General features: G+C 36.5%; 29 protein-coding genes. 16 read left to right on the top strand and 13 right to left on the bottom strand.

What is annotated here, in order from left to right; translation table 11 throughout:
- The first annotated feature begins 3 nt into the window (after positions 1 to 3).
- The 9 genes from GN105_RS09325 to GN105_RS09360 all read left to right on the top strand — a co-directional run bounded on the left by GN105_RS09325 (position 4) and on the right by GN105_RS09360 (position 6,283).
- On the top strand, positions 4 to 1,209 hold the full coding sequence (locus GN105_RS09325) for a phage portal protein family protein (RefSeq protein ID WP_155285130.1): 1,206 nt from the start codon (positions 4 to 6) through the stop codon (positions 1,207 to 1,209).
- Positions 1,210 to 1,292: 83 nt separating this feature from the next.
- Positions 1,293 to 2,525, top strand: a complete 1,233-nt coding sequence (locus tag GN105_RS09330; RefSeq protein WP_155285131.1) for a phage head morphogenesis protein — start codon at positions 1,293 to 1,295, stop codon at positions 2,523 to 2,525.
- 126 nt (positions 2,526 to 2,651) lie between these two features.
- Positions 2,652 to 3,164 (top strand): hypothetical protein, encoded by a 513-nt coding sequence (locus GN105_RS09335; RefSeq protein ID WP_155285132.1) that lies wholly within the window; start codon positions 2,652 to 2,654, stop codon positions 3,162 to 3,164.
- A gap of 4 nt (positions 3,165 to 3,168) precedes the next feature.
- Positions 3,169 to 3,504 (top strand): hypothetical protein, encoded by a 336-nt coding sequence (locus GN105_RS09340; protein ID WP_155285133.1) that lies wholly within the window; start codon positions 3,169 to 3,171, stop codon positions 3,502 to 3,504.
- The gene (locus GN105_RS09345) at positions 3,488 to 3,820 is read left to right on the top strand and encodes a hypothetical protein (RefSeq protein WP_155285134.1); all 333 of its coding nucleotides are present in this window, start codon (positions 3,488 to 3,490) and stop codon (positions 3,818 to 3,820) included. Before GN105_RS09340 ends, GN105_RS09345 begins: the two co-directional genes overlap by 17 nt.
- Before the next feature lie 172 nt (positions 3,821 to 3,992).
- Entirely contained in the window at positions 3,993 to 4,793 is an 801-nt protein-coding gene (locus GN105_RS09350) for a DNA adenine methylase (protein WP_155285135.1), read from the top strand.
- A gap of 355 nt (positions 4,794 to 5,148) precedes the next feature.
- Positions 5,149 to 5,430 (top strand): cyclic nucleotide-binding domain-containing protein, encoded by a 282-nt coding sequence (locus GN105_RS12985; protein ID WP_227977357.1) that lies wholly within the window; start codon positions 5,149 to 5,151, stop codon positions 5,428 to 5,430.
- A gap of 10 nt (positions 5,431 to 5,440) precedes the next feature.
- Complete coding sequence (locus tag GN105_RS12990) at positions 5,441 to 5,710, top strand: cyclic nucleotide-binding domain-containing protein (protein ID WP_227977358.1); 270 nt, start codon at positions 5,441 to 5,443, stop codon at positions 5,708 to 5,710.
- An 18-nt stretch (positions 5,711 to 5,728) separates the two neighbouring features.
- Positions 5,729 to 6,283 (top strand): DinB family protein, encoded by a 555-nt coding sequence (locus GN105_RS09360; protein ID WP_155285136.1) that lies wholly within the window; start codon positions 5,729 to 5,731, stop codon positions 6,281 to 6,283.
- Positions 6,284 to 6,303: 20 nt separating this feature from the next.
- On the opposite strand, the gene GN105_RS09365 is transcribed toward GN105_RS09360, so the two are convergent.
- Together GN105_RS09365 and GN105_RS09370 are read right to left on the bottom strand one after the other, a co-directional pair.
- Entirely contained in the window at positions 6,304 to 7,236 is a 933-nt protein-coding gene (locus tag GN105_RS09365; protein ID WP_155285137.1) for a YeiH family protein, read from the bottom strand.
- 97 nt (positions 7,237 to 7,333) lie between these two features.
- Complete coding sequence (locus tag GN105_RS09370; RefSeq protein ID WP_155285138.1) at positions 7,334 to 7,639, bottom strand: MerR family transcriptional regulator; 306 nt, start codon at positions 7,637 to 7,639, stop codon at positions 7,334 to 7,336.
- Positions 7,640 to 7,897: 258 nt separating this feature from the next.
- Between GN105_RS09370 and GN105_RS09375 the strand changes: the two genes are divergently transcribed.
- A complete protein-coding gene (locus GN105_RS09375) occupies positions 7,898 to 8,494 on the top strand; it encodes a hypothetical protein (protein WP_155285139.1) in 597 nt (198 codons plus the stop codon).
- Positions 8,495 to 8,500: 6 nt separating this feature from the next.
- Positions 8,501 to 9,274, top strand: coding sequence for an SDR family NAD(P)-dependent oxidoreductase (locus tag GN105_RS09380; protein WP_155285140.1), 774 nt, complete (start codon positions 8,501 to 8,503; stop codon positions 9,272 to 9,274).
- A 290-nt stretch (positions 9,275 to 9,564) separates the two neighbouring features.
- On the opposite strand, the gene GN105_RS09385 is transcribed toward GN105_RS09380, so the two are convergent.
- A complete protein-coding gene (locus tag GN105_RS09385) occupies positions 9,565 to 9,927 on the bottom strand; it encodes a winged helix-turn-helix transcriptional regulator (protein WP_155285141.1) in 363 nt (120 codons plus the stop codon).
- Positions 9,928 to 10,056: 129 nt separating this feature from the next.
- On the opposite strand from GN105_RS09385, the gene GN105_RS09390 reads away from it, so the two are divergent.
- Genes GN105_RS09390 through GN105_RS09400 form a run of 4 tightly spaced genes read left to right on the top strand, consistent with a single transcriptional unit; the run spans position 10,057 to position 11,399 of the window.
- Entirely contained in the window at positions 10,057 to 10,656 is a 600-nt protein-coding gene (locus GN105_RS09390; protein ID WP_155285142.1) for a nitroreductase family protein, read from the top strand.
- A 2-nt stretch (positions 10,657 to 10,658) separates the two neighbouring features.
- Positions 10,659 to 10,847: a hypothetical protein gene (locus GN105_RS12995; protein ID WP_227977359.1), complete on the top strand. Its 189-nt coding sequence runs from the start codon at positions 10,659 to 10,661 to the stop codon at positions 10,845 to 10,847.
- On the top strand, positions 10,826 to 11,275 hold the full coding sequence (locus tag GN105_RS09395; RefSeq protein ID WP_262884843.1) for an RBBP9/YdeN family alpha/beta hydrolase: 450 nt from the start codon (positions 10,826 to 10,828) through the stop codon (positions 11,273 to 11,275). The genes GN105_RS12995 and GN105_RS09395 overlap by 22 nt, the downstream gene beginning before the upstream one ends.
- On the top strand, positions 11,256 to 11,399 hold the full coding sequence (locus GN105_RS09400) for a hypothetical protein (protein ID WP_155285143.1): 144 nt from the start codon (positions 11,256 to 11,258) through the stop codon (positions 11,397 to 11,399). The genes GN105_RS09395 and GN105_RS09400 overlap by 20 nt, the downstream gene beginning before the upstream one ends.
- A gap of 423 nt (positions 11,400 to 11,822) precedes the next feature.
- On the opposite strand, the gene GN105_RS09405 is transcribed toward GN105_RS09400, so the two are convergent.
- The 6 genes from GN105_RS09405 to GN105_RS09430 form a co-directional block, all read right to left on the bottom strand.
- The gene (locus tag GN105_RS09405) at positions 11,823 to 12,533 is read right to left on the bottom strand and encodes an HNH endonuclease (RefSeq protein WP_155285144.1); all 711 of its coding nucleotides are present in this window, start codon (positions 12,531 to 12,533) and stop codon (positions 11,823 to 11,825) included.
- A 173-nt stretch (positions 12,534 to 12,706) separates the two neighbouring features.
- A complete protein-coding gene (gene carB, locus GN105_RS09410) occupies positions 12,707 to 15,559 on the bottom strand; it encodes a carbamoyl-phosphate synthase large subunit (RefSeq protein ID WP_155285145.1) in 2,853 nt (950 codons plus the stop codon).
- Positions 15,560 to 15,704: 145 nt separating this feature from the next.
- Positions 15,705 to 16,688, bottom strand: a complete 984-nt coding sequence (locus tag GN105_RS09415) for a hypothetical protein (RefSeq protein ID WP_173014992.1) — start codon at positions 16,686 to 16,688, stop codon at positions 15,705 to 15,707.
- A gap of 178 nt (positions 16,689 to 16,866) precedes the next feature.
- Positions 16,867 to 17,025: a 50S ribosomal protein L34 gene (gene rpmH / locus GN105_RS09420; protein ID WP_002669412.1), complete on the bottom strand. Its 159-nt coding sequence runs from the start codon at positions 17,023 to 17,025 to the stop codon at positions 16,867 to 16,869.
- A gap of 121 nt (positions 17,026 to 17,146) precedes the next feature.
- Positions 17,147 to 17,839, bottom strand: coding sequence for a YiiX/YebB-like N1pC/P60 family cysteine hydrolase (locus tag GN105_RS09425; protein WP_227977360.1), 693 nt, complete (start codon positions 17,837 to 17,839; stop codon positions 17,147 to 17,149).
- A gap of 19 nt (positions 17,840 to 17,858) precedes the next feature.
- Positions 17,859 to 18,356, bottom strand: a complete 498-nt coding sequence (locus tag GN105_RS09430) for a DUF4878 domain-containing protein (RefSeq protein ID WP_155285146.1) — start codon at positions 18,354 to 18,356, stop codon at positions 17,859 to 17,861.
- Positions 18,357 to 18,480: 124 nt separating this feature from the next.
- On the opposite strand from GN105_RS09430, the gene yaaA reads away from it, so the two are divergent.
- Positions 18,481 to 19,242 carry a peroxide stress protein YaaA gene (gene yaaA / locus GN105_RS09435; RefSeq protein ID WP_155285147.1) on the top strand — a complete coding sequence of 254 codons (762 nt, stop codon included), beginning with the start codon at positions 18,481 to 18,483 and terminating at the stop codon, positions 19,240 to 19,242.
- Between the two features lie 79 nt (positions 19,243 to 19,321).
- On the opposite strand, the gene GN105_RS09440 is transcribed toward yaaA, so the two are convergent.
- The 4 genes from GN105_RS09440 to prfB form a co-directional block, all read right to left on the bottom strand.
- Complete coding sequence (locus tag GN105_RS09440; protein WP_155285148.1) at positions 19,322 to 21,034, bottom strand: phospho-sugar mutase; 1,713 nt, start codon at positions 21,032 to 21,034, stop codon at positions 19,322 to 19,324.
- Between the two features lie 132 nt (positions 21,035 to 21,166).
- Positions 21,167 to 21,940: a carboxypeptidase-like regulatory domain-containing protein gene (locus tag GN105_RS09445; RefSeq protein ID WP_155285149.1), complete on the bottom strand. Its 774-nt coding sequence runs from the start codon at positions 21,938 to 21,940 to the stop codon at positions 21,167 to 21,169.
- Positions 21,927 to 22,670, bottom strand: a complete 744-nt coding sequence (locus GN105_RS09450; protein WP_155285150.1) for a carboxypeptidase-like regulatory domain-containing protein — start codon at positions 22,668 to 22,670, stop codon at positions 21,927 to 21,929. The genes GN105_RS09445 and GN105_RS09450 overlap by 14 nt, the downstream gene beginning before the upstream one ends.
- A gap of 9 nt (positions 22,671 to 22,679) precedes the next feature.
- Positions 22,680 to 23,781, bottom strand: a protein-coding gene (gene prfB, locus GN105_RS09455; protein ID WP_155285151.1) for a peptide chain release factor 2 whose coding sequence is annotated in 2 segments (ribosomal slippage) — positions 22,680 to 23,717 and positions 23,719 to 23,781 — 1,101 coding nt in all. Because the reading frame shifts where the segments join, the coding sequence is not laid out codon by codon here.
- Between the last annotated feature and the right edge of the window lie 156 nt (positions 23,782 to 23,937).

Consider the following 23,937-nt stretch of genomic DNA (forward strand, 5'->3'; position numbering starts at 1 on the left):
GTAATGAATAAATCAAAACAAATACACAGCATATTAACCTATCGCCCGCCTGTACGAACCCCGCAGGATATTAACAAGTGGCGAAATGCCATTCGTTCAGCGGATTATGGGCGGGTGTGGCAACTTGTCGAACTCTTTGATGATTTGCTACTTGACCCCGTTTTGAGCAACGCCGTTGAAAAGCGGATAATGGCAATTACCAACGCCGAAATTGTGTTTTCCAAAGGCAATAAGAACGTTCCACAGATAGACGATTTAATAGATACGCCCGAGTTTGAAGAACTATTGCGGGAAATCTTATTGTCGAAATTCTATCCGAAAACGGTTTTGGAGTTCGATTTTTCCGACGGGTTCAAAGTGGTTTCCCTTGACCGCCGACATTTCAACGTCAAAGACAAAATTATTTTAAAATCGTTGTCGGATACTGACGGAATCCCTTATGAGGGCAACGATTTTTTGCTTCCGCTGGGAAAAGAAAGGGAATTAGGTTTGTTTGTCAAAACCGCTCCGTATGCGATTTTTAAACGCAACGGAATGAGCGATTTTGCCCAATATTGCGAACTTTTCGGGATTGATACGCTGGTGGGCTTGTATGACCCCGACGACGAAAACGGACGTGCCGAAATGGAAAACGCCTTTAAAAATCGGGGAGGTTCGGGAAGTATGACGATGAGCAAAAACAGCGACGTGAAAACCATTGGAACGCAAAGCACGGGAACAGTTGACATACACGAGCGGTTTGCCAACAAATGTGATGAACAAATGCTTATTGCCGTGTTGGGGCAAACAATGACGACAAAGGACGGTAGTAGCTACTCGCAAGGCAAAGTTCACGCCCAAACCGAAGACGATATTAACAAAGCCGACCGCCGTTTTGTACAGCGTATTCTCAACACCGAAGTATTACCACGTCTCGCAAAACGAGGGTATGACGTTACAGGCGGATGGTTTCATTTTGCTGAGCAAAGCGAGAACCTGACCAAAAAAGAACAGTTGGAAATCGCCGAGCGTGTCAATGCCATTGTGCCGATAGATGAAAATTATTGGTATGAAACCTTTGGCGTTCCCAAGGGGAAAACTCAAGTGACAAGTAACAAAGACGAAGAACCGAGTGATGAGAAACAAAAACCAAAACAGCGAAAAGTAACTACCAAGAAGCTATCCTACTGGGAGCAGTTTTTGGATTTTTTCGCTGGCGCTCCTCGATAGAAATTCAGCTATACGAGGAGCTAAATTGGTCAGAACTTGAAAGGGAATATCAAACGCTATGTTGCGGGCATTCACACGCTGAATTGTCGTTTGCAGATGATTTGGAGGACTTTTTTAGCAAACTATCGGAACGTTGGTTGTATTTAGTTCGCTCTATCTATAAAAATAAAGGGTTACCCGATGAACTCATTTATGAGCCTATCGTAAGGGAACAAGCCATTGAACAGGCTTTTGATGAGAGCGGTTACGACACGCCTGACTATAAAATGCGGGAGTTTCTGAAAAAAAATGTTTGGGAATTTTCCGTTGCCAAGAATTACAATGACAACATCGCACTCAACAATTTGCTCTTAAAGCCCGACGGGTCACTGCGGAACTGGAACGATTTTAAGCGGGAAGCCCAAAAGGTGGTTGGCAATTCCATTCGTTATTTGAAAACCGAATATAACACGGTTGTTTTAGGTGCTCAAAATGCAAGTTTGTGGGCGGATATTCAGAAGTACAAGCACCTGTTTCCGTTTTTACAGTTTGATGTAGTAATGGACGGGCATACGTCGGATATATGCAAGCCTTTGCACGGTGTTATTGTTTCAGTAGATGACCCAATGCTTAAGCATTATTTTCCACCAAACCACTTTAATTGTCGTACTACGGTACGGCAATTACGAAAAGGGGTGCCTACGGAAAGTTATGCAGTTCCTGATATACCGGATGCATTTAAAAATAATCCCGGTATCACAGGAAAAGTGTTTACCCAAAAAAACAGCTATATCGCCAATACCCCCAATGATGTATTGATTTTAGCTCCTTCGTTGTATAAGGAAAACGAAAGAAACAAACGTTATGAAGGTATTGACTTTGAAGTACATAAAATAGGTAAGGGAGTTGTTGAAATCTATAAACTCGAAACATTACAAGGGCAACAAAACAAACAGAAAAAGAGTGAATTTGTTAAAAATAAAGAGGCTTTAACACTTCTTGCAAAGCAAGGCGAAAAATATAGAATGTTGCCCATTGTTGAAGACGGGCAAACCAACCCCGATGCGTTCAATTTAAAAATGTCTCAATATACAGACGTAAAAGTAGCTGAAAGTAGTAACGGAAAAAATGTTATTCAAAGTGCCTTGAAGGAAGCAAATAGACAGGGGGTAAAGGAGGTTATTATTCAGTTTACAAAAGAATTAACGTCCAACCGTGATGCTTTTGAAGCATTGAAAGCAACCTTTAAACAAGGGCGGGCAAAGAATATTGAAACCATTACGTTTATAATGTATGACAAACGGATATTAAGAGTTAATACCGCTCGATTTAAATAACAAAGGGGCAAATTAGCGAACTAACTTGCCCCTCGGGGGGGTGCGAACTTGTTCCCAGCTCTTACGTCTGGGGTTCCCACCAAATATTTATGCAAAGATACAACATAAATTCAAAATAACAACACTATGGCTACATTTTCAGGAAACTTTAACAAAATAATGGAGACTATAAATCAAAAGATAAGGGATGATATTCCGCCAATGTTGGCTATAACCGCCCGAAATTTTGTATTAGACAACTTTAAAAAAGAGGCTTGGCAAGGTGAAACTGAAGAGCCGTGGAAACCCCGCAAAGACACCAATAACAAAAAGAAATTATTGATAGCTTCGGGAGAAGGAAAAAACAGCATTCAAGCCCATTCGGAGCCATATAAAGCTATTATCAGTGTGGGTGGCGGTGATTTTTCCTATATGAAATACCATAACTCAGGGAGCAATGAAACGACTGTGCAAAACGTAAAAGCCTTTACACGAAAAATCAAAAAAGGCAAACACAGAGGCAAAGAGCAAAACGTACGGGCTTTTACCCGCACCGTGCGATATAATCTGCCAAAACGACAATTCATAGGTAGGTCGCCCGTTTTGATAAAAGAATTAAAAGAAATAATAATAGAGGAATTGAATAAATTAAATAAATAGAGCAATGAAAAAAAACAAAACAAACTTAGAAATCCTAAGTCGTAGGGAAAGCATCACGGCAAAGGGAATTATCAAGAACAATACCGTAACATTTGCTTATGACAAAGCAAACGGACAAGTACAAGCTGTTGCGTTTTCAGTGCAACGAGTTACGCAAGGAAGCTCCGAATTTACGGGCGTAGAAGCATTTAGGGGCACTGTGTATGGTGAAGCGTTTAATGTGGAAAATAACGCTTATCGGACAAGTGATTCTCCTGTTTATGATGAAATTTACAATGTCTGCCAAAGCATTATGAACCCCGAACCTCAAGAACCTCAGGAAGATGATACGAGTGTGTAAATGGCTTGTCCCGAAAGGGTATCGGGCGATAACCTTGTACCCTTTCATTTTTCTGCGGGATGAAACAGACAAGAAAAATCAGGTACTTGTCAATCACGAGCGTATCCATTTAAAACAACAGGCTGAATTGTTGGTGATTTTCTTTTATCTGTGGTATTTCATTGATTTTTTGTCGAAGTACAGAAAATATCGCAACTGGGATAAAGCCTACCGAAACGTAATTTTTGAGCGGGAGGCATACGCCAATGAAAGTGATTTGCTGTATTTGAAAACGAGAAAACGTTTTGGATTTAAACGATTTTTAAAGAGTGTTTAAATGAAGTCTCAAGGAGGGCGAGACTTAAAAAATGTCCTCCGTTTTTTAAATATTTTCTCAGGACATTTAAAAACATAAGCACAAAGGCTACGGAGGACAAATATGTCTTCTGTTCCTTTGTGCTTTTATGTTTATGTCCTGAGAATTGCAAAAGTACTAAAAATCTAATATTATGAAAAACGAATCATCAAAAAGTTGGCAGAGAACGCCAATAAGTTACTACGGAGGGAAACAAACGATGTTACCTCATATTTTACCACTCATTCCGGAGCATCATATCTATGTAGAACCTTTTTTCGGAGGCGGTGCCGTGTTTTGGGCAAAACCACCCGCAAAGGCGGAAATTATCAACGATTTTAACGCTAATGTCGTGAACTTTTACGAAGTATTAAAGTCAGATTTTGAAACTCTTAAATCACTCGTTGAGAAAACCATTGTCAGCAGAGAGACATACAAATCGGCATTGGTAATCTATCATTCGCCTTTTTTGTTTTCGCCTGTGAAAAGAGCGTGGGCGTTTTGGTATGCTACCAACTGTGGGTTTTCTAACCAAATATTAAACTGTCGATTTGAGCGTACGGGTAAAAATGTCAAAAACTTAAATAACAAGATTTTAGAGTTTTCAGAAAGTTATTCCAAAAGGCTAAAACACGTCCAAATCGAAAACAACGATGCCTGTGCAGTGATTTCTTCACACGACAGCCCTAACAGCTTCATTTATTGCGACCCTCCCTACGTTGGAGCGAACCAAGGGCATTATGGCGGTTACACGCAAGAGCATTTTAACGACTTACTTAACGCATTATCAAAGGTTAAGGGGAAGTTTTTATTAAGTTCGTATCAGAATAACGAGCTATTGAAGTGCGTAAAGGAGTTTGGCTGGTATCAAAAGGAAATCACCTTGCATTTGGGAAGTAGCAAAACCGCTGGTAAAAAGCGTATTGAAGTGCTGACAGCGAATTATGAGTTGTAACAAAAAACACGGCAATTTAGCCGTGTTTTTACGTTTTTGTATATCTTTGCTGGTGTATTACAAAATCCTCAAAAAATGTACATTTCATTTTGAAAATTGGTACATTTCATTTTGCGGATTATAAATTGGCACATATAATTGATGAAACAGGATTGATTTATTTCGAGAATTTTTTGAAAGGTACATTTGAAAAACACTCATTTTCGACTAAAACATAACAGCAATAAAATCAATATGTTAAATTTTGAGGTTTCAGCAAAAGTAAATCGTTTTTGTTAGATACTGAAATATTTAATCTCTTGATTTCAAAACCATTCAAAACTTGATACCTTTGCAAAAAAACAGCTAATCGAAAATGAATCTCCATACGATTTTTACGGAAAATTTTTCCTTAAACAAGGAAATCGTTATCCCAAGAGGAGCGTTTTTAAAAACGCCCGATACGAAAGATACGCATATTTATTTTGTGAAAGAGGGAAGTTTGAAAATCGGATTTTTTACCGAAAATGAAGAGAAAATACTAAGGTTCGGGTACGAGAATGATGTAATCACGGCATTGGATTCTTTTATCACGGAACAGAAATCCAAAATTGTATATTCAGGCAATCAAAAAGTGTCGTTTGGCGGTGGTCTCTAAGTCGGATTTTATGGTATTTGTCCAAAAATCTTCCGAAAACTTGTGGATTTATACCAAAATCTTAGAAAAACTACTTGTTGACCAATTGGAACGTGAACAAGATTTGCTCTTACCCTCGCCCAGAGAACGCTACCAGCGGGTTTTGAAACGCAATCCCCAACTTTTTCAGCAAATTCCGCACAGGCATATCGCCGTGTATTTGGGAATGACCGAAGAGACATTTTCCAGACTCAAAAAAAACATTGACGCCAATCAAGATTTAGCACCTCCATTTTGCTGACCTTTGCCCTCAAAAAAGATGGATAGAAAACAATTGTTAGACACGCTTACGCAGATAACGCTTGAAAATAAAACCTTTGCAGAAGAACTGCTACTAAAATCCGAAACAGAGTTCAGCCATAGCCCCAGTGATGATGCTTGGAGTATTTTGGAATGTATCGAACACTTGAATTTGTACGGAAATTTTTATCTGCCCGAAATAGCTTCGTGTATAGCAAAAGCTGATGAAAGCAACCGCAACCTGTTCAAAAGCGGATTTTTAGGCAATTATTTTGTGAAACTTATTCAACCTAAACCTCGGCTCAACAAAATGAAAACCGCTACTAAAATGAATCCCAAAGGGCGTAGGCTTACAAAGAATTGTTTAGAAGTTTTTATCCGTCAGCAAAACCAACTCCTTGATTTACTACAAAAAGCCCACACCGTAGATTTGACTAAATGCAAGACCAAAATTTCCATTTCCAGATTCCTGCGTCTTCGCTTGGGCGATACTTTGCAATTTGTAGTTTACCACAATCAGCGACATATGAAGCAGGTGCAGGATATTTTGGATGCAAATAAAAAAAACACTTGAAATTGAGGATATTCAAAAGCTTAGCTCATTTCACACACCATTAAAAGCCCTAAAAGACTAATCCCAATCCATAGTAAAACAGAGAAAATCAAGGGTTTTATACCTACATTGCGTAGTGTTTCGCGAGAAAGTGTACTTCCTATAAGAAAAAGCGTAAGGTGCAATCCTGCTTTTGCAGCAAAGATAATTGTATTTATAACTATTTCAGGAATAGGAAGATATGTATTTATCAATATGGCTAATACAAAACCGCCAATAAACCAAGGGATTTTAATCTTATTGCTTTTGTCTTTGAGCATCAGCATTGTAAGTAAGCTCAACGGAATAATCCAAAGGGCTCGAGCTAATTTTACCGTTGTGGCGATTTTCAGGGCTTCTTCGCCATAATTATTGGCGGCACCCACCACCGAACTCGTATCGTGAATACCTATGGCACACCACAATCCGAATTGTTCCTGACTGAGTCCAAGTAAATGTCCCACAGGAGGATAGATGAAAAGGGCAACGGAATTGAGCGTAAAAACAACCGCCAAAGCCACCGAAATTTGTTTCCCATTGGCTTTGATAATTGGCGAAACAGCCGCAATGGCACTTCCTCCACAAATTGCCGTTCCAACGCTGATGAGGTAGCCCAGTACTTTGTCGAGTTTGAAGAATTTACGCAGCAGCCAACCCATTGTAAGCACAAAAGAAATGCTGATAACGGTAACGAAAAATCCGCTTTTTCCCGCGTTCAGAGCTTCATTTAGTTGTAAACCAAACCCTAATCCTATGATAGAAAATTTTAACAATCGATGAATGGTAGGATTGATTTTAGCAAGCGGGAACGGTGTTTTCAGTGTAAAAGCAAAAGCAATTCCTAATGCCAAAGCGATGGGTGAAGAAACCCAAGGGAGTAATGAAAATACGGCGAGCGTCAAAAAAAGGAGCTTTTGAGGAGTACTATTTTTCATAAATGAATCACTTTTCATTTGCTTATGATGATTTTTGGCACAAATTTCAGTAGTTTTTTGTTATCAGTCAAATTGAAAAGAGCATTTGAAATTCTGATTACTTCTTCAATTTTCCGAGCATTTCGCTAATCATTTCCATTCGTTTTTTAACTTTTTCAGCCGAGGCATCAAGAGTGTAGCCTTCGTCTAAAAGTTCCTTGATGAGGAGCATTTTTTTGATGTTTTGGTAATCGTAGCGGCGGTTTTTACCCTCCTCTTCGGTCAGACTTTTGATGATGCCTTTATCTTCCCAATAGCGGATTTGTCGGGTAGGAATGCCTGTAATTTGCGACACTTCACCGATACCTACTACTAATTTTTCCAAAAATTCAAAATCAAAACAAAGGTCTTTATTTTCTTCCATTTTCCTGAAATTATTAACATAAGATGTTGCAAATATATTTTGTTTGAGTATGTTTTACAAATACATTACTTGATTGAATATTTAAGTGTTTTATAATCAGTATTTAATAAAATAAAATTGTAAATAATTTTCAATAATTGTTGTATATTTAAAAATAAAGCCTTTATTTTGCAATTGTGAATAATTTGCAATTGAAGCTATTTTTAAACAATTTAAAACGATAAGAAAATGAAGTATCTAATTTTAATTTTGACAGTTATGAGTACATTTTTTAATCAAGCAAACGCACAGAAAGTCAGCTTGGAACAGGCTAAACCGTATTTGGAAGCTTTTCAAAAAAGTATTGAAATCCCGAAAGAATATCAATTTCATTCGGCAGAAAAAGTCAAAATCGACAAGGTAGCGGCTTATTTGTTTCGTTACGAAAAGACAGAAAATAAAGGAATGCGTGGCGAACATTTTTCGTTTTTGGTGCAGGAATCTGATAAAACGATTTTAGGATTTATCAATATGGATAAAAAATATGCCAACACTAACCTGCCCACTAAAGAAAAAGCCAAAGAAATTTCACAAAAATTCTTACAAAAGGTAGATGCCAAATTAGCGGGGGAACTTAAAAATCAATGGATTGACCGACACGATGATGTTATTTTGGTTAACGGAGAAGAAACTACGCTTGCCGTAATGAAATACAAATGTTATCGTGCTTCAAAAGACGATTATGCGTGGGTATATGTCGGGTTTGACGGGTCTGTTCAAGCTTTTGAAAGAAATACCAAATGGAATATGTTTAAAAGACAACGACACGCAGAGCAATGGCTACACGATGTTTGGAGAATTAAAAATAATAACTAACTCACAATGAAATTATTAAAAAATAAAAATGCAGTCATCACAGGCGGAAGTGATGGCATTGGTTTAGGAATTGCCCGAGAGTTTGCTAAAAACGGAGCGAATTTAGTCTTAATAGGTAGAAGTACAGATAAACTGGAGAAAGCGAAACTACAATTAGCAAAATATCCTATTGTAATTCATTTAATATCAGCTTATTTAGATGATACAAGTCAAATTACTTGGATTTCAGAAGAAATTACAAAGCATTTCTCAAAAGTAGATATTTTGGTCAATAATGCAGGAATTGGGAAGTTTGTACCCTTTTCTGAAACCGATGAAGCTCTTTTAGATTTGCATTTGAACCTCAATGTAAAAGCTCCTTATCTGCTGACACAGAAGCTCTTACCTCAACTTGTTGAAAGTAAAGGGAATGTAATCAATATCTCGTCTTATTTTGCACACAGAATGTTAGTGGGGCGTACTACTACGGCATATTCTATAACCAAGGGTGCAATAAATTCTTTTACAAAATCTTTGGCTTTTGAAGTTGGAAATCTGGGAGTTCGGGTCAATGCCATTGCTCCGGGCAGTATTTCCACACCACAGTTTGACCGTAATTTGGCAAGTTTACCAACCGAAAAGCAAGTCGCTTTTCACGAAATGGTAAAAAGTATTTATCCGCTTGAAAAAATCGGAAATGTGGAAGATATTGGTAAAATGGCTGTTTTTCTTGCCTCGGATAATGCCAATTGGATTACAGGGGCAATATTTGCTGTGGATGGTGGACTTACAACAAATTAAAAAACAATCTACAATGAAAGAATTTAAAAAAACACTTCTGTTTGTGTTCTTCATAGCCACACCACTTTGCTTGGTGAATAGTATTATTTTTAATGGAAACAATTGGTGGTCAGCTTTTTATCTAAGCTATATAATATCTGTTCCTCAAGCGATTATGTATGTTTCCATTATTAAATGGATAACAAGAAGAAATATGAAAAATAATACGATTTTGAAATGATAAAAAAATAACATCATTATACAATGAAAAACGCTCCTTAGTTGGGGCGTTTTCGTGTTTATTATGTAAATCAATTGTTTAAAGAACAAGCGTTTTTGGAAAATTCTTCCGATTTTGCCATTTGCTTTTCGCCCCATTGTCGTAAATGGTCAATAAACGGAATGAGTTCCTTGCCCATTTCGGTAAGTGAATATTCCACTTTGGGAGGCACTTCGTGATAGACTTCACGGTGCACAAGTCCGTCTTCTTCGAGTTCGCGAAGAGTTTGTGTGAGCATTTTAGTGGTGCTGTCGGATAATTTCTTACGAAGCTCTCCGTATCTGAGCACGCTATCTTTATGCAAATACCATAAAATGCGTCCTTTATATTTGCCACCAATCCTGCGGAAGGCGTAATCTACGGAACAAACGGGGGCTGTTTTATCTTTTTTCATTTTATTTTAATTCAAAAAATATTGATTATCAATAATAGTTTCTTTTTGGTGCGTAGGTTACTAAAAAGTATATACTTGACGCAAATATACAAAGATTCTATTTTTGCCCTAAATTTTAAATATAAAACTATGAAATTTTTAACATTAGCAAAAAATCAATATACTACAAAAATATATCGCAACGAGAAAATTTCAGCAGACAAAATTGCTGAATTACAACAGATTTTACGACTTTCTCCATCGTCTATCAATAGTCAGCCTTGGCAATTTGTTTTCGTTTCCGATGAAAAAATCAAAAACCAATTGGCAGAAGTTTCGATGATGAACCGAGAAAGGATAATGCAATGTTCCCATTTGATAGTGTTTACAGTAATTGATGAAATAGCTGACTTTGAGAAACAAATAGAAAGTTCGCTTCCCGAAGGTGCCGTGAATTATTACAAACAGTTTGTGAAAATGAAGTCCGAAACGGAAATAAAATCGTGGCTTAAATGTCAGGTCTATCTTTCGTTGGGATTCTTTTTAAGTGCTTGTTTTTCAATGGGAATTGATAGCACACCAATGGAGGGAATTTTACCAAAAGAATACGACCGAATTTTAGGTATAGAAAAAGGATACAAAACCCTTTTCGCCGTGGCAATCGGTTACCGAGATGAAAAGGATGAAAATCAACCTACAAAAAAAACGAAACAACGATTACCATTATATAAAATTATTAAATTTGTTTAAAAATGAAAAGAAAATCTATATTTATGGCAATTATTTTAAGTACAATTACTTATGCCCAAAAAAAAGAGATTAAAAAGCCTGAAAAACAGGTATATATTGTTCACGGCTATTATGTTCCATTGATAGTCATTGGTTTAAATGGCTTAGTGAAGAGCTTGAAAACAAAGGGATTAAAACACATCGATTGGTAATGCCTACACCTGCCCAGCCCAAATCGGAAGAATGGCTTGAAAAAATGAAAAAAGAGGTGAAAATTAATGATGAAACCGTCATTGTAGCCCATAGTTTAGGAGTAATTACTACACTTAATTTTCTTTCTGAAATAGAAGCTTCTGTGAAAGTAATGGTTTTAGTATCAGGGTTTTATGAGCCTGTTTCAAAAGAATTAGCATCTCTAAATCCATTTATGGAAAAATTTGATCAACGCAAAAACGAACCCAAAGTCGGTAAAGCAATAGTTATTTCATCCTTAGACGATACTATTGTGCCTCAGCAATTTAGTGATAATCTTTCACAACTTCTCAAGTGCGAATTTATTCGGTTACCTGAAGGAGGTCATTTTCTTGATAGAGAAGGTTTTACGACTTTCTCGTTAGAAAATGCCAATCGCATTCGCTGAATCCATTCCTCCATTGAAATATGCACATTTCGCTTCTTCGGATTTGGATTTTGCTCGCTTTGATTCAGATTTTGGTCATTCTGATTCAAATTTTGTCCGTTTTGATTTAGATTTTCACTCATAATAATTGTGTTTTTGCTGTTAAACTTTTAATTTCCTATTGATTTTATAGATTTTTACTTCCAGGAAATGAATTTTTACCGGTCAGAATCCATTTATTGTTGGTCAAGATTGATTTCCTGTTGGTCAGAATCCTTTTCCTATTAGTAAGAATTCATTTCCTGTTAGTAAATACTGATTTCTTATCAGTCAGAACTTATATAATGTAGGTAAAACCTTGCTTCCCTGCTGTAAGAATGCTTTTCTGTACGGAAATTATCAAAATCATACAAGTAAATATTCATCTCTTACAGGGATTTCTTGTTATATATGCAGCAATATCCGTGCCGTAAGTGGTAAAAATTCAGCGGATTAGTATTAAAATGCTGTTAAAAAGAAAAGACGCCGTGAGAGCGTCTATGGGGGTGGAGTTGTGTTGGGTGAGAATTTAAATGTGTTTTTTTGGGAGAATATTTTCGTTTTTCAATTCTTTTTCTAAATCTTCTTCATTAATATTTAGCCTTTCAATTAATTCAGAAATTTTTCGAATCGGATAATATTTCATACCACCATAAATAAATTCTGAAACTATCATTAATTCATCAGATGTCAAATCAGCCATTCTAACTCTTAATTCCATTTCTATCTTTCCTCTTTTTTTGTGACAATCACGACACAAACATCTTAAGGAGTCAAACGGATATTGCCACGGTTCTAACCCAAACTTATAATAACAGTGATGAACCTCCAAAGCCTCTTTACTTCCACAATCTTGGCACATATAATTTGCTCTTTCTTTGACTTTGTCTCTTTTTTTCTGCCATCTCTCATCTTTCAATTTTTCTGAATATGTTTTTTCATCTGAAGTATCGTTTCCTGAAATTTTATTATCAAAATAAAACCCATAACTCCAACTATGTCCCATTTCTATGAAGTATCCAAATGATTCAATGAGATCATAAAAATCCTCACAATCACCATAATTTAGTATTGAGTAAAGGCCTCCCTCAGAAATTATTACAAATTCACTATCATTAAGGTAATCTTCCCCACGTTCTTTCCATTCTTCAATAGTATAAAGAGTTGTATGACCATCAAGATCATTTTTCCTTAAGTATAGAAAAATACTTTCAATTAACTTTTCTTTGTTATTAATCATATGTGTAATATATTATAATTTTAAATGGTTTGTAAAGACAAAAAAACATGGACAACAATTCTACTTCCAATTATCAATACTAAGTATATAGTAAAATAAAAGAGTTTTTCATTACAAAAAAGGGACGAAAAAATTTTCGCCCCTACTATTGTCTAATCCCTATTGCCTATTCCCTACTTACTCAAATACATCTTCCTTCTTGCATAGAGTTCATAGAATTGGTCGTCTTTGAGGTCGTCTATGAAAAGGATGCTCTCGCCGGTGGATTTCATTTCGGGTCCCAGCTTTTTGTTTACGTTCGGGAATTTGTTGAACGAAAACACAGGCTGTTTGATGGCATACCCGTCCAATTTCGGTTGGAAGTTGAAATCGGTTACTTTTTTCTCACCGAGCATCACTTTGGTAGCGTAGTTCACGTATGGCTCACCGTAGGCTTTGGCGATAAACGGAACGGTACGCGACGCCCGCGGGTTGGCTTCGATGATGTACACCGTGTCGTCCTTAATGGCAAACTGAATGTTTATCAGTCCCACCGTGTTCAGGGCTTTGGCTATTTTGTGCGTATGGTCTTTGATTTGTTGCATCACGAACTCACCGATGTTAAACGGCGGAAGTGTGGCGTTACTATCGCCCGAGTGTACCCCACAAGGCTCGATGTGTTCCATAATCCCGATGATGTACACGTTTTCACCATCGCAAATGGCGTCGGCTTCGGCTTCGATAGCTCCATCTAAATAATGGTCAAGCAACAGTTTGTTATTCGGAATTTTACGAAGCAAATCCACCACGTGTTCTTCGAGTTCGTGCTTGTTGATAACGATTTTCATTCCTTGTCCGCCCAACACATACGACGGACGCACCAAAAGCGGAAAGTCCAACTCATCGGCTAATTTTAAGGCTTCGTCGGCAGTTTCGGCAACACCGAATTTCGGATACGGAATGCCCAATTCTTTCAATAACGTGGAGAATCGTCCGCGGTCTTCTGCCAAATCCAACGCATCAAAACTCGTTCCGATGATTTTAATGCCGTACTTGTGGAGTTTTTCAGCCAATTTCAATGCGGTTTGTCCGCCTAACTGAACGATAACGCCTTCGGGTTTTTCGTGCTGAATGATGTCGTAAATATGTTCCCAAAAAACAGGCTCGAAGTAGAGCTTATCTGCCGTATCAAAATCGGTAGAAACCGTTTCGGGGTTGCAGTTAATCATAATGGTTTCGTAACCGCACTCGGCAGCCGAAAGCACCCCGTGAACACAACAGTAATCGAACTCAATTCCCTGCCCGATGCGGTTAGGTCCCGAGCCGAGAACTACTACTTTTTTGCGATCGGAAACTACGCTATCGTTCGCCGTGAAAAGATTGCCGTTCGCATCACGAATCGGAGCTTCAAACGTAGAGTAATAATACGGCGTTTGTGCTTTAAACTCGGCGGCACACGTGTCCACCAGCTTATATACGCGGTTGATACCCAATTCCTCACGTTTTTTATGCACTTCACTTTCCCAACAGCCCACCATATGTGCGATTTGTCGGTCGGCAAAGCCTTTTTGTTTGGCTTCCAATAGTAAATCCTTAGGAAGAGATTCGATTTTATAAGTAGAAATTTCTTTTTCAAGAGCGTATAATTCTTCATATTGCTTCAAAAACCACATATCTATTTTGGTGATTTCGTGGATTCTCGAAAGCGGAATACCCATTGCGATGGCATCGTAAATCACAAAGACTCTATCCCAACTCGGATTGGTGAGTTTCTCGATGATTTGCTCGTAATTCTTGTACCCTTTGCCGTCGGCTCCCAATCCATTGCGTTTAATTTCAAGTGATTGCGTGGCTTTGTGAAGTGCCTCTTGGAACGAGCGACCAATTCCCATAACTTCACCTACGGATTTCATTTGCAGACCGATAGTTCTGTCCGAACCTTCGAATTTATCAAAATTCCAACGCGGAATTTTTACGATAACATAATCCAACGTAGGCTCAAAAAGTGCCGAAGTGGACTTGGTAATTTGATTGCTGAGTTCGTCCAAATTATAACCGATAGCCAGTTTCGTAGCAATTTTAGCAATCGGGTAACCCGTTGCTTTGGATGCCAATGCCGACGAACGCGATACACGCGGATTGATTTCAATAGCGATGATATCTTCTTTTTCATCGGGAGAAACGGCAAATTGTACGTTACAACCGCCGGCAAAATCGCCAATACTACGCATCATCTTGATTGCCATATCTCGCATACGTTGGAAGGTTCTGTCGGAAAGCGTCATCGCCGGAGCAACGGTAATGGAGTCGCCAGTGTGGATACCCATTGGGTCCATATTCTCAATGGTACAGATAATTACCACATTGTCGTTTTTATCACGAAGGAGTTCCAACTCGTATTCTTTCCAGCCCATTAATGCCTTGTCAATCAACACCTCGTGAATGGGAGAAGCTTCCAAACCGCGAGTGAGAAGCGTGTCGAAATCCTCTTTTTTGTACACCACAGAAGCACCCGTTCCGCCCAAAGTAAACGACGGACGAATCACGAGCGGAAACCCAAATTTCTGAGCGATTTCTTTCCCGCGAAGGAAGGAATTTGCCGTTTCGGAAGGTGCCATCGGAATACCGATTTTGTCCAAAAGCACACGGAACTTCTCGCGGTCCTCGGTGATTTGGATAGCGTCAATATCCACGCCGATGATTTCCACGCCAAAATCTTTCCAGATGCCTTTTTCCGCAGCCTCAATACACAAATTCAGAGCGGTTTGCCCTCCCATTGTAGGCAAAACGGCATCAATATTGGGATGTTTTTTTAGGATTTCAACAATGGATTTGGTGGTTAGTGGCTTGAGATAGACGTGGTCAGCCATTGAAGGGTCGGTCATAATGGTTGCGGGGTTGCTGTTGATAAGCACCGTTTCGATGCCGTCCTCACGAAGCGAACGCAACGACTGCGAACCCGAATAATCAAACTCACACGCTTGACCAATAATAATAGGTCCCGAACCAATTAACAATACACAATTTAAATCTTTACGTTTTGGCATTTTTTTACGATTTTTATTTTTAAAATTTTTCTCTTCAATCCATTAGCAAAAATTGTAGAGAAAGATTTATTTTTTATGATTTATCTGTAAATTCTAAATTTAACTTATAAATAATGTAATTACACCACACAAATTTAGGTGCAACTTACAAATTTTCTTTTATGTTTGCTGTCAAATCCTCAGCAAATTTATCCACATTTTTGAAAATATATTTTCTATTTTCAGAATATACCTTTTCAAAAAGTTCGACTTTTGGTATTTTGGCATTAAAAATTCGATTCATATAATCCAATTTTGGTGGATAGATGTAGAATAATTTTCCTTTCGGAAACTGATTTTCCCGTTGCCAAATTTCAAACTCTTGAAAAAAACAGTCGTGTGTTGGCATCTTAATTTTGTCAAACAAATTCGCATCAAGCTCACGCACCAACCGGTACAACCCGTGAATTTCTTGAGCAAAACATTTATCTATTTTTTCTCGTGGATAACCCAATTTTTGATACGCTACACAAAGCTGCTGCAAACAATCCGATGCGTTTTGAGCATCTTTTTCTACCAACGACACAAAATACAGTACCACAAATTTTTCCCAAGCCGTTACCTTCTTTTGCATAAATTTTTCAGCCCTTTGCAAGGCTATTTCTTTCAAATGCTCTTCCTTAAAATAAATCGTTTTCAACAGATTAATTGCATTTTCAGTATAAAATTGCCCTTTTGAATATGGTAATTCTTTCGGAAAAAGATTTTCTATTACCTCAAAGTCATTGCAAGCAAAAGCCGACAAAGCGTCAAAAAAAACATTACAATGGTCTGTGCCACTTGCTGTTATAGAACTCAATAAAATTTCACGTCGTGTAGTTTGATACAAAACATTATTTAAAAGTTCAAAATTTTGGTTGCTAAAAGCCTGATAAAATCCAAACTCTTTTGTATTGTTTAACAGACTGATATACGCTTTTGTTTTGCTGATTTCATCACTTGAATCTTGTAAATATTTCTCAAAAGTATCTTGATTCCATTTTTCAAATTCCTCCCAATTGCGAGGCGGATAATAATATCCCCATTTTTTGAAACTTTCGTCACATTTCTCGTGATATAACTTCAGATATTTTTTGATGTTTTTCATCATTTCAACCATTCTGTTTCATTAAGGTTTTTGGAATAAACGATTTTTTTTTTACAAATTATCAAGCAAATAATAAAAGAGACTACTACTTAGATTTATTGAAATTATAAATTTATTTAAAAAAAAGGTGTTACCTAAAAAAGATAACACCTTTATATATTGTAAAATTCAACCATCGACATTATTTTTTGTGTCTTGGTTCAGAAGAAACTGTCAATTTTTTTCTTCCTTTTGCTCTTCTTCTCGCTAATACTTTTCTACCGTTTGCAGTAGCCATACGCTCTCTGAAACCGTGTTTATTTCTTCTCTTTCTTTTTGATGGTTGAAATGTTCTTTTCATTGTCCTAAATCTTTAAAATATCTTATTCTCAAATAAAATTTATAGAAATTTTCTCTACTTAAAAGTGGGGCAAATGTACGATATTTTTTTTAACTGACAAATATTACATCTAATTTTCTTATCAATTTTTGCTTTTCTTATTCTTTTTAGGATATTTATTTACAACAATATCGAAATATTTATCATCATAAGTCCCTGTCATAGAATAAAATAAATCCTTTCGTTGTTTTGAATCTTTCGGAAGAGAAATCAGCTTTAAATCTGTTTCCAAAATTTGCCAAATAAGCTCTGTACAATACATTTGCGAAGATTCATCAATGATGCCCATTCTATCAAACGGAATTCTTCTTTCTAAATAATATTTTGCCTGATTTACAATATGTTGTCCTTCTTCTACGTTTATATTTTTAGGGCGTACAACAATAATTTTTTCAGGCATTGAGCTTTTCAAAAACTCCTCAAGTGATTGCTCTTGCATTCCATCCGTATCGCTTGCATCCGATGAAAGTGAATGAATTACCCACCATTGATTCCCTTTCAAATACAAAATTCCAGAGTGAGTAACATCAAAAACGGAGTCATTTAACTTTTTGGCTATCAAATCACTAAAAAAGCCGTATCCTCTTCGTAAAATGATATCACCCTGTCGTATTTTCTTTAAATCTTCTTGAGTAAGGCGAGTAATTGTTTGATTTTGTTTTATGAGCTTATTCTCCTGTTTTCGGTCTATCCAAAAGAAAAAATGAAAGCCTATCCACAAAAAAAAGATAAAAAAACTGAAAAATAAAGCTATTTTCTTAAAATATGTCTTCATTTTTCAGTTTTTCTGTAATTTATTGCTCTGTTGTAGCAGACACAGCGTCTGATTCCATATCTTCAAGCTCCGTTCCCATATTTTCATCACTTGCCTCATCGCCAGAATCCATTGAATTTGGCTCTGCGTTAGGAGTTTCTTTGTTCGCATCCTCTTTATTGAAAGAAACTTTCCATTTTCCGTCAATCTTCTTTAAATCAATGCTTTGTTCTTTGCTTTCTCCTTCAATCTCTGTACTTTCAATAATGTAGAAAACCTTTGCTTTATCACCTTCTTTTTCTACCTTTGTAACTTTAACTTTCGCATTTTCAGCCTTTTTATTGTTTTCTTTTGGCATACCATCAAGCATTGTTAAAAGTTGCTTCATTGAATCATCAGAATATTTTTTGGCTTCTTCAAAATTCTGATTTTCCATAGCTGTTAAAAATTTTTCTGCTACCGATTTTGGAGAATCACCTGAACAAGAAGCAGTTAAAAGAGCTAAGAATACTGTTAAAATTAAAAATATCTTTTTCATATTAATTTATTAAATTATTAAAAAATGCCCACAAAGGTAAGAATAAAGAAGTAATGAGAAAAATCTTTTTTGATTTTTTATGCAGAATTCATATCTTCGCAACTCTTTTATTGATGTAATTTTTATGAAAATAGTTATTTCTCCTGCAAAATCTCTGAACTTTGACCGAAAAATTCCTACAGAAAAATATTCACAACCCGTTTTTCAGCAGGAAATGGCAACAATCAATTCGGAATTGAAAAAATTGACTCCCAAACAGTTGTCAGAATTAATGCACATCTCGGAAAAGCTTGCCGACCTTAACTGGCAACGAAATCAAGAATTTTCATTGCCTTTCTCAACTGAAAATGCCCGTCAGGCCGTGTACGTTTTTGATGGAGATGTGTACGAGGGATTGGATGTATATTCTTTTGATAATAAGGAAATTGAAAAAATGCAAAACATCCTTAGGATTCTCTCAGGACAATATGGATTGTTAAAACCTTTGGACTTGATGCAACCGTATCGCTTGGAAATGGGGACGAAATTTGGCATCGGGAAAAACAAGGATTTATATGACTTTTGGAGGGAAAAAATCACAAGCACTTTAAACAATGAACTATCAGAAAATGAATTATTTATAAATCTGGCAAGCAATGAATATTTCAAAGCAATTGACACAAAAAAACTGAAAACTTCAGTCATCACTCCAACTTTTAAAGATTGGAAAAATGATGAACTTAAAATTATTAGTTTTTATGCAAAAAAAGCCCGTGGACTGATGGTTAAATATATTATAAAGAACAACATTCAAACCATTGACGATTTAAAAGGATTTGATTACGAGGGATATAGTTTCAGTGAAAAACATTCAACAAAGAAAAATGAACTTGTTTTTGTAAGGTAATACAAAATTACCTTTGTAAAACCAAGTTGATTCATACAAAGGTAATTTAAAAATTATTATTTAGTTCGTTTGAAGAAAATTAGCTGAGTTTCATATCCCTAACAATAGCCTTAATTCTGTCATCCAAAGCTTTTTCGGTTTGTTTGAACTCTTCAATGCTATTAAGTGAAGTATTTACACTGAAGTAAAATTTAATTTTAGGCTCAGTTCCACTTGGGCGAGCAGCGATTTTTGTTCCGCTTTCAGTGTAATAAATAAGTACATTTGATTTTGGAATATCAATTTCTTCTACTTCTCCCGTTATAATATTATGAGCTTTTGAAGTTTGATAATCCTCAACCATTGTAACTTTTTCTCCATTAATTTCTTTCAAAGGATTTTCACGAAGATTTTTCATCATTTGAGCAATTTCCTCAGAACCTGAAATTCCCTTACGCACCAACGAAATTAAGTATTCTTTATAGAAACCGTAATCCACATAGGCTTTCAACAATTCCTTATAGAAAGAACTTCCTGATGCTTTGGCTGTTGCTGCAATTTCACAAGCTAATAACGTGGCTGTAACGGCATCTTTATCACGTACAAAATCGCCTACCATATATCCGAAACTCTCCTCTCCACCACCAATAAATGTTTGGTCAGAAAAATCACGAATCATTTTTGCAATCCATTTGAAGCCCGTTAAGCCTACTTTACATTCTACCCCGAAAGCCGTTGCTACATCATTCATCATAGGAGTAGAAACAATTGTTGAACCAACAAATTCATTGCCTTTAAATCCTTTTTCTTTGTGTCTTTGCAATAGGAATAAAGTCATCTTCACCATTGTTTGGTTTCCGTTTAAGAGAACCATTTTTCCTTCCAAATTACGCACGGCAACACCGACGCGGTCACAATCCGGGTCTGTACCAATAACGATATCCGCTCCTATTTCATCTGCTTTTTTAAGAGCCATTGTTAGAGCTTCGGGTTCTTCAGGATTTGGAGATTTCACCGTAGGGAAGTTTCCGTTAGGCGTTGCTTGTTCTTCCACAATGTGAACGTTTGTGTATCCTGCTCTTTTGAGTACCTCAGGAACCATTGTGATAGATGTACCGTGTAAAGAAGTAAATACCACTTTCAAGTTTTCTTTGCCTGGAGCGTTGAAACTTCCATTTTTAATAGATGCCTCAGCAAAAGCATTATCCAACTCCTTATCAATATATTCAATAAGATTTTCGTTGGCTTTGAAGTTGATGTCCTTAAAATCAACCTCTTCAATGGCTTTCATAATCTCTCCGTCTTGTGGAGGAACCAACTGCCCGCCATCTTCCCAATACACTTTATATCCGTTATACTCGGGAGGATTATGTGATGCCGTTAAAACGATTCCGCATTGGCACCCCAAATAACGTACGGCGAACGAAAGCTCGGGAGTCGGACGCAAATCCGAAAATAAAAATACTTTTATTCCGTTGGCAGAAAAAACATCAGCCACCACCTTTGCCAGTGTTTTGGAATTATTACGGCAATCGTGAGCTATCGCTACCTTAATCTCTTTGTTTGGGAATGATTTTTTGAGGTAATTGCTCAGACCCTGCGTATTTTTCCCTAAGGTGTATTTATTGATTCGGTTTGTCCCGATTCCCATAATACCACGCATTCCGCCTGTTCCAAATTCGAGACTTTTGTAAAAAGACTCTTTAAGCTCATCAAGATTTCCGTTAAGAAGCTCTTGTACTTTGGTTCGGGTTTCTGTATCAAAAATGTCAGAAAGCCACGTTTTTGCTGTTTGAATACTTTTCTCTAACATAGGGCTTTATAAATTAGAAGATATTTTATTTTACTTGTCATTTTCAACTAAGCAAAGGTAAAAAATTTATCTCTAATTTCTTAGTAAAAGATTTAATATTTTTTTGGGGATAATATGTACCAGCCTATTTTTTTAGTTTTCCGATTCTTTTTTCATATTCTGTTGCAATTCCACCCAAGCATCAGCGAGCATAAACTCTAATGTCTTATCATCTTTTGCTTTGATTACATCGTGAAAATGAGGTTTTTCCATCACATAATAGGCTAACAATTCTATTTCCTGAGTTGTAAGTCGAACGGTTTTCTGAAGAAAAGCGGACATATTTTCAATGATGTAATTCTTCACTTTCATATTTTCATCATTGATTACCAGTTGTTTTATCTTTTTGCTTTTTCCGGTAATTGCATTTACAAGACCTTCTAAATTCACTACAAGCGACCCAACAAGCAGAGGTAAAATTCCGTTTGGAAGAATACGTGTTTCGTTGTATACTCGCTTTTCATTATATGTTCGGATTTTGGGTTTATGTTGTAAAATCCCGAGCGATTGTGCGTTTATGTCCGTATTTTTGGAAACTTCAACTTCCTCTATCTCAATTACTTCCTCTTTCATTTTAACGAAAAACAATTGACCAGCTTCTAAATCATACTGAGTAACAACACGATGAACTGTTTCCTTCCCTACATAAGTAATTTTCAGCGTATTGCCCTCAAAAACTTCAATAGAAAACTCTCCATCAGCATTTGTTGTCGTAAAACGATTTCTCTCCAAATTTTGTATATGAACTCCTTGCAAGGCTTGTTTTTCATCAACAACTTTCCCCTTGATAATCACGGCTTCCTGAGCAACCAACGTTTTCCCTATAAACAGAAAAAACACAAATGTTATCCAATTACTTGCCCTCATTTTTTAGTTCTTCTTTGAGGATTTTTTGCAATTCCAGCCAAGCATCTATAAGCATAAATTCCAATGTTTTGTTGTCTTTCGCTCTGATTACTTCGTGAAACTGAGGTCTTTCCATTACATAGTACGCCAAAGCATCAACTTCTTCTTGAGAGATTTTGAGTTCTTTCTTCAAAAAATAACTCATTTTTTCAGAAATATAGGTTGCAACAGCCATATTCCGTTCATTTTCCAACTCTTTTTTTATTTGCTTCGTTCTTCCTGTTATGGCGTTAATGAGAGCACCCACATCTAATCCCCCACTAAAAACTCTGGTATTACTATAAACTTTTTTCTCTGCGTATGTTCTTTCTATAGGTGTATGTTGCAAAATTCCAAGTTCTTGAGCCGTAATATTTTTATACTTCGTTACTTGAACTTCCTCTAACTCATTGATATGCTCCTTCATTTGTATCACTATTCCAGCAAATTGAAAATCTGCCTTTACAATATTTCTGAAAACCGTTTGCATACTAACGTGCGTCAATTGTAAAGTATTTCCTGCAACTGCCTTTATTGAAAAATAGCCTTTTTCATCAGTGGTGGAGAACAATTCGGTATGAAGATTTTGCACGTGAACACCTGCTATAGGGATTGTATCATTCATCACACGTCCACGTACAACTTCTTCATTTTGAGCAAAAAGCTGTCCTAAAAATAGTAAAAAAATAAATGTTACACCAGCTTTTTTCATTCGTTGGATCTAATTTTCAGTTTCTGACTGTCCCATTAACATCAAATAAGCCTTTAAAAATTGGTCAATTTCGCCATTCATTACGCTATCCACATCAGTAGATTCACACCCTGTACGAACGTCTTTTACCAATTTGTACGGATGCATTACATAATTACGAATCTGGGAACCCCACTCAATTTTCATTTTTCCGGCTTCAATTTCGTCTCGTTTCGCTTGACGTTTCTTCAACTCAATTTCATAAAGTTGTGATTTTAAAAGCTGTAAAGCTTTATTTTTATTATCAAGCTGACTTCGAGTTTCAGAATTTTCAATAATGATTCCTGTTGGATGATGGCGAAGACGCACTGCTGTTTCTACCTTGTTAACATTCTGACCACCTGCTCCACTTGAACGCATTGTTTCAAAAGTAATATCAGAAGGATTTATTTCAATTTCAATAGTGTCATCTGCCAATGGATAAACGTAAACTGAAACAAAAGATGTATGTCGTTTCGCATTACTATCAAAGGGTGAAATCCGAACCAAACGATGGACTCCATTCTCTCCCTTCAAATACCCGAAAGCATATTCTCCCTCAATCTCAATAGTTACCGTCTTTACTCCCGCAACATCTCCTTCTTGAAAATTTAAAGTTTTTATGCTGTATCTTTGATTATTACACCACATTGTGTACATCCTAAGCAACATCGAAGCCCAATCACAGCTTTCTGTTCCTCCGGCGCCTGCAGTAATTTGTAATACAGCACTCATACTATCTCCTTCTTCGGAAAGCATATTTCTAAATTCCAGATTTTCTATACTTTGCAAAGCCTTCTCATACTGTTCATCTACTTCCTCAGTAGAGACAGCTCCTTCTTTATGAAATTCTAATAAAACCTCCAAATCAGAAGTTAAAACCTCTGAAACCTCATAATCTTCAACCCATTTCTTTTTAGCTCTGAGTTCCTTCATTACCTTTTCAGCCTCTCTTGGATTATCCCAAAAATCAGGTGCAAAAGTTTTTTCTTCTTCATTTGTGATTTCGATACGTTTGGCATCTACGTCAAAGATACCTCCTTAACGCACCCAGGCGATTCACTAAGTCCTTAACTTGTTCATTGTTTATCATATCAATTTTCAATTTAAAAGGCAAATATAATTTTTAGGAATTAAGAATGCAAATTATATATAGGGAAAATGAAGCTAATTGAAGATATGATTATCCTTTGTAGAATATAATTTTTTTGCTTTTCTAAGTATTTATAAAAAAACTTCATATTTCTAT

This window comes from Capnocytophaga felis (assembly GCF_009684755.1).
GTDB classification, from domain to species: domain Bacteria; phylum Bacteroidota; class Bacteroidia; order Flavobacteriales; family Flavobacteriaceae; genus Capnocytophaga; species Capnocytophaga felis.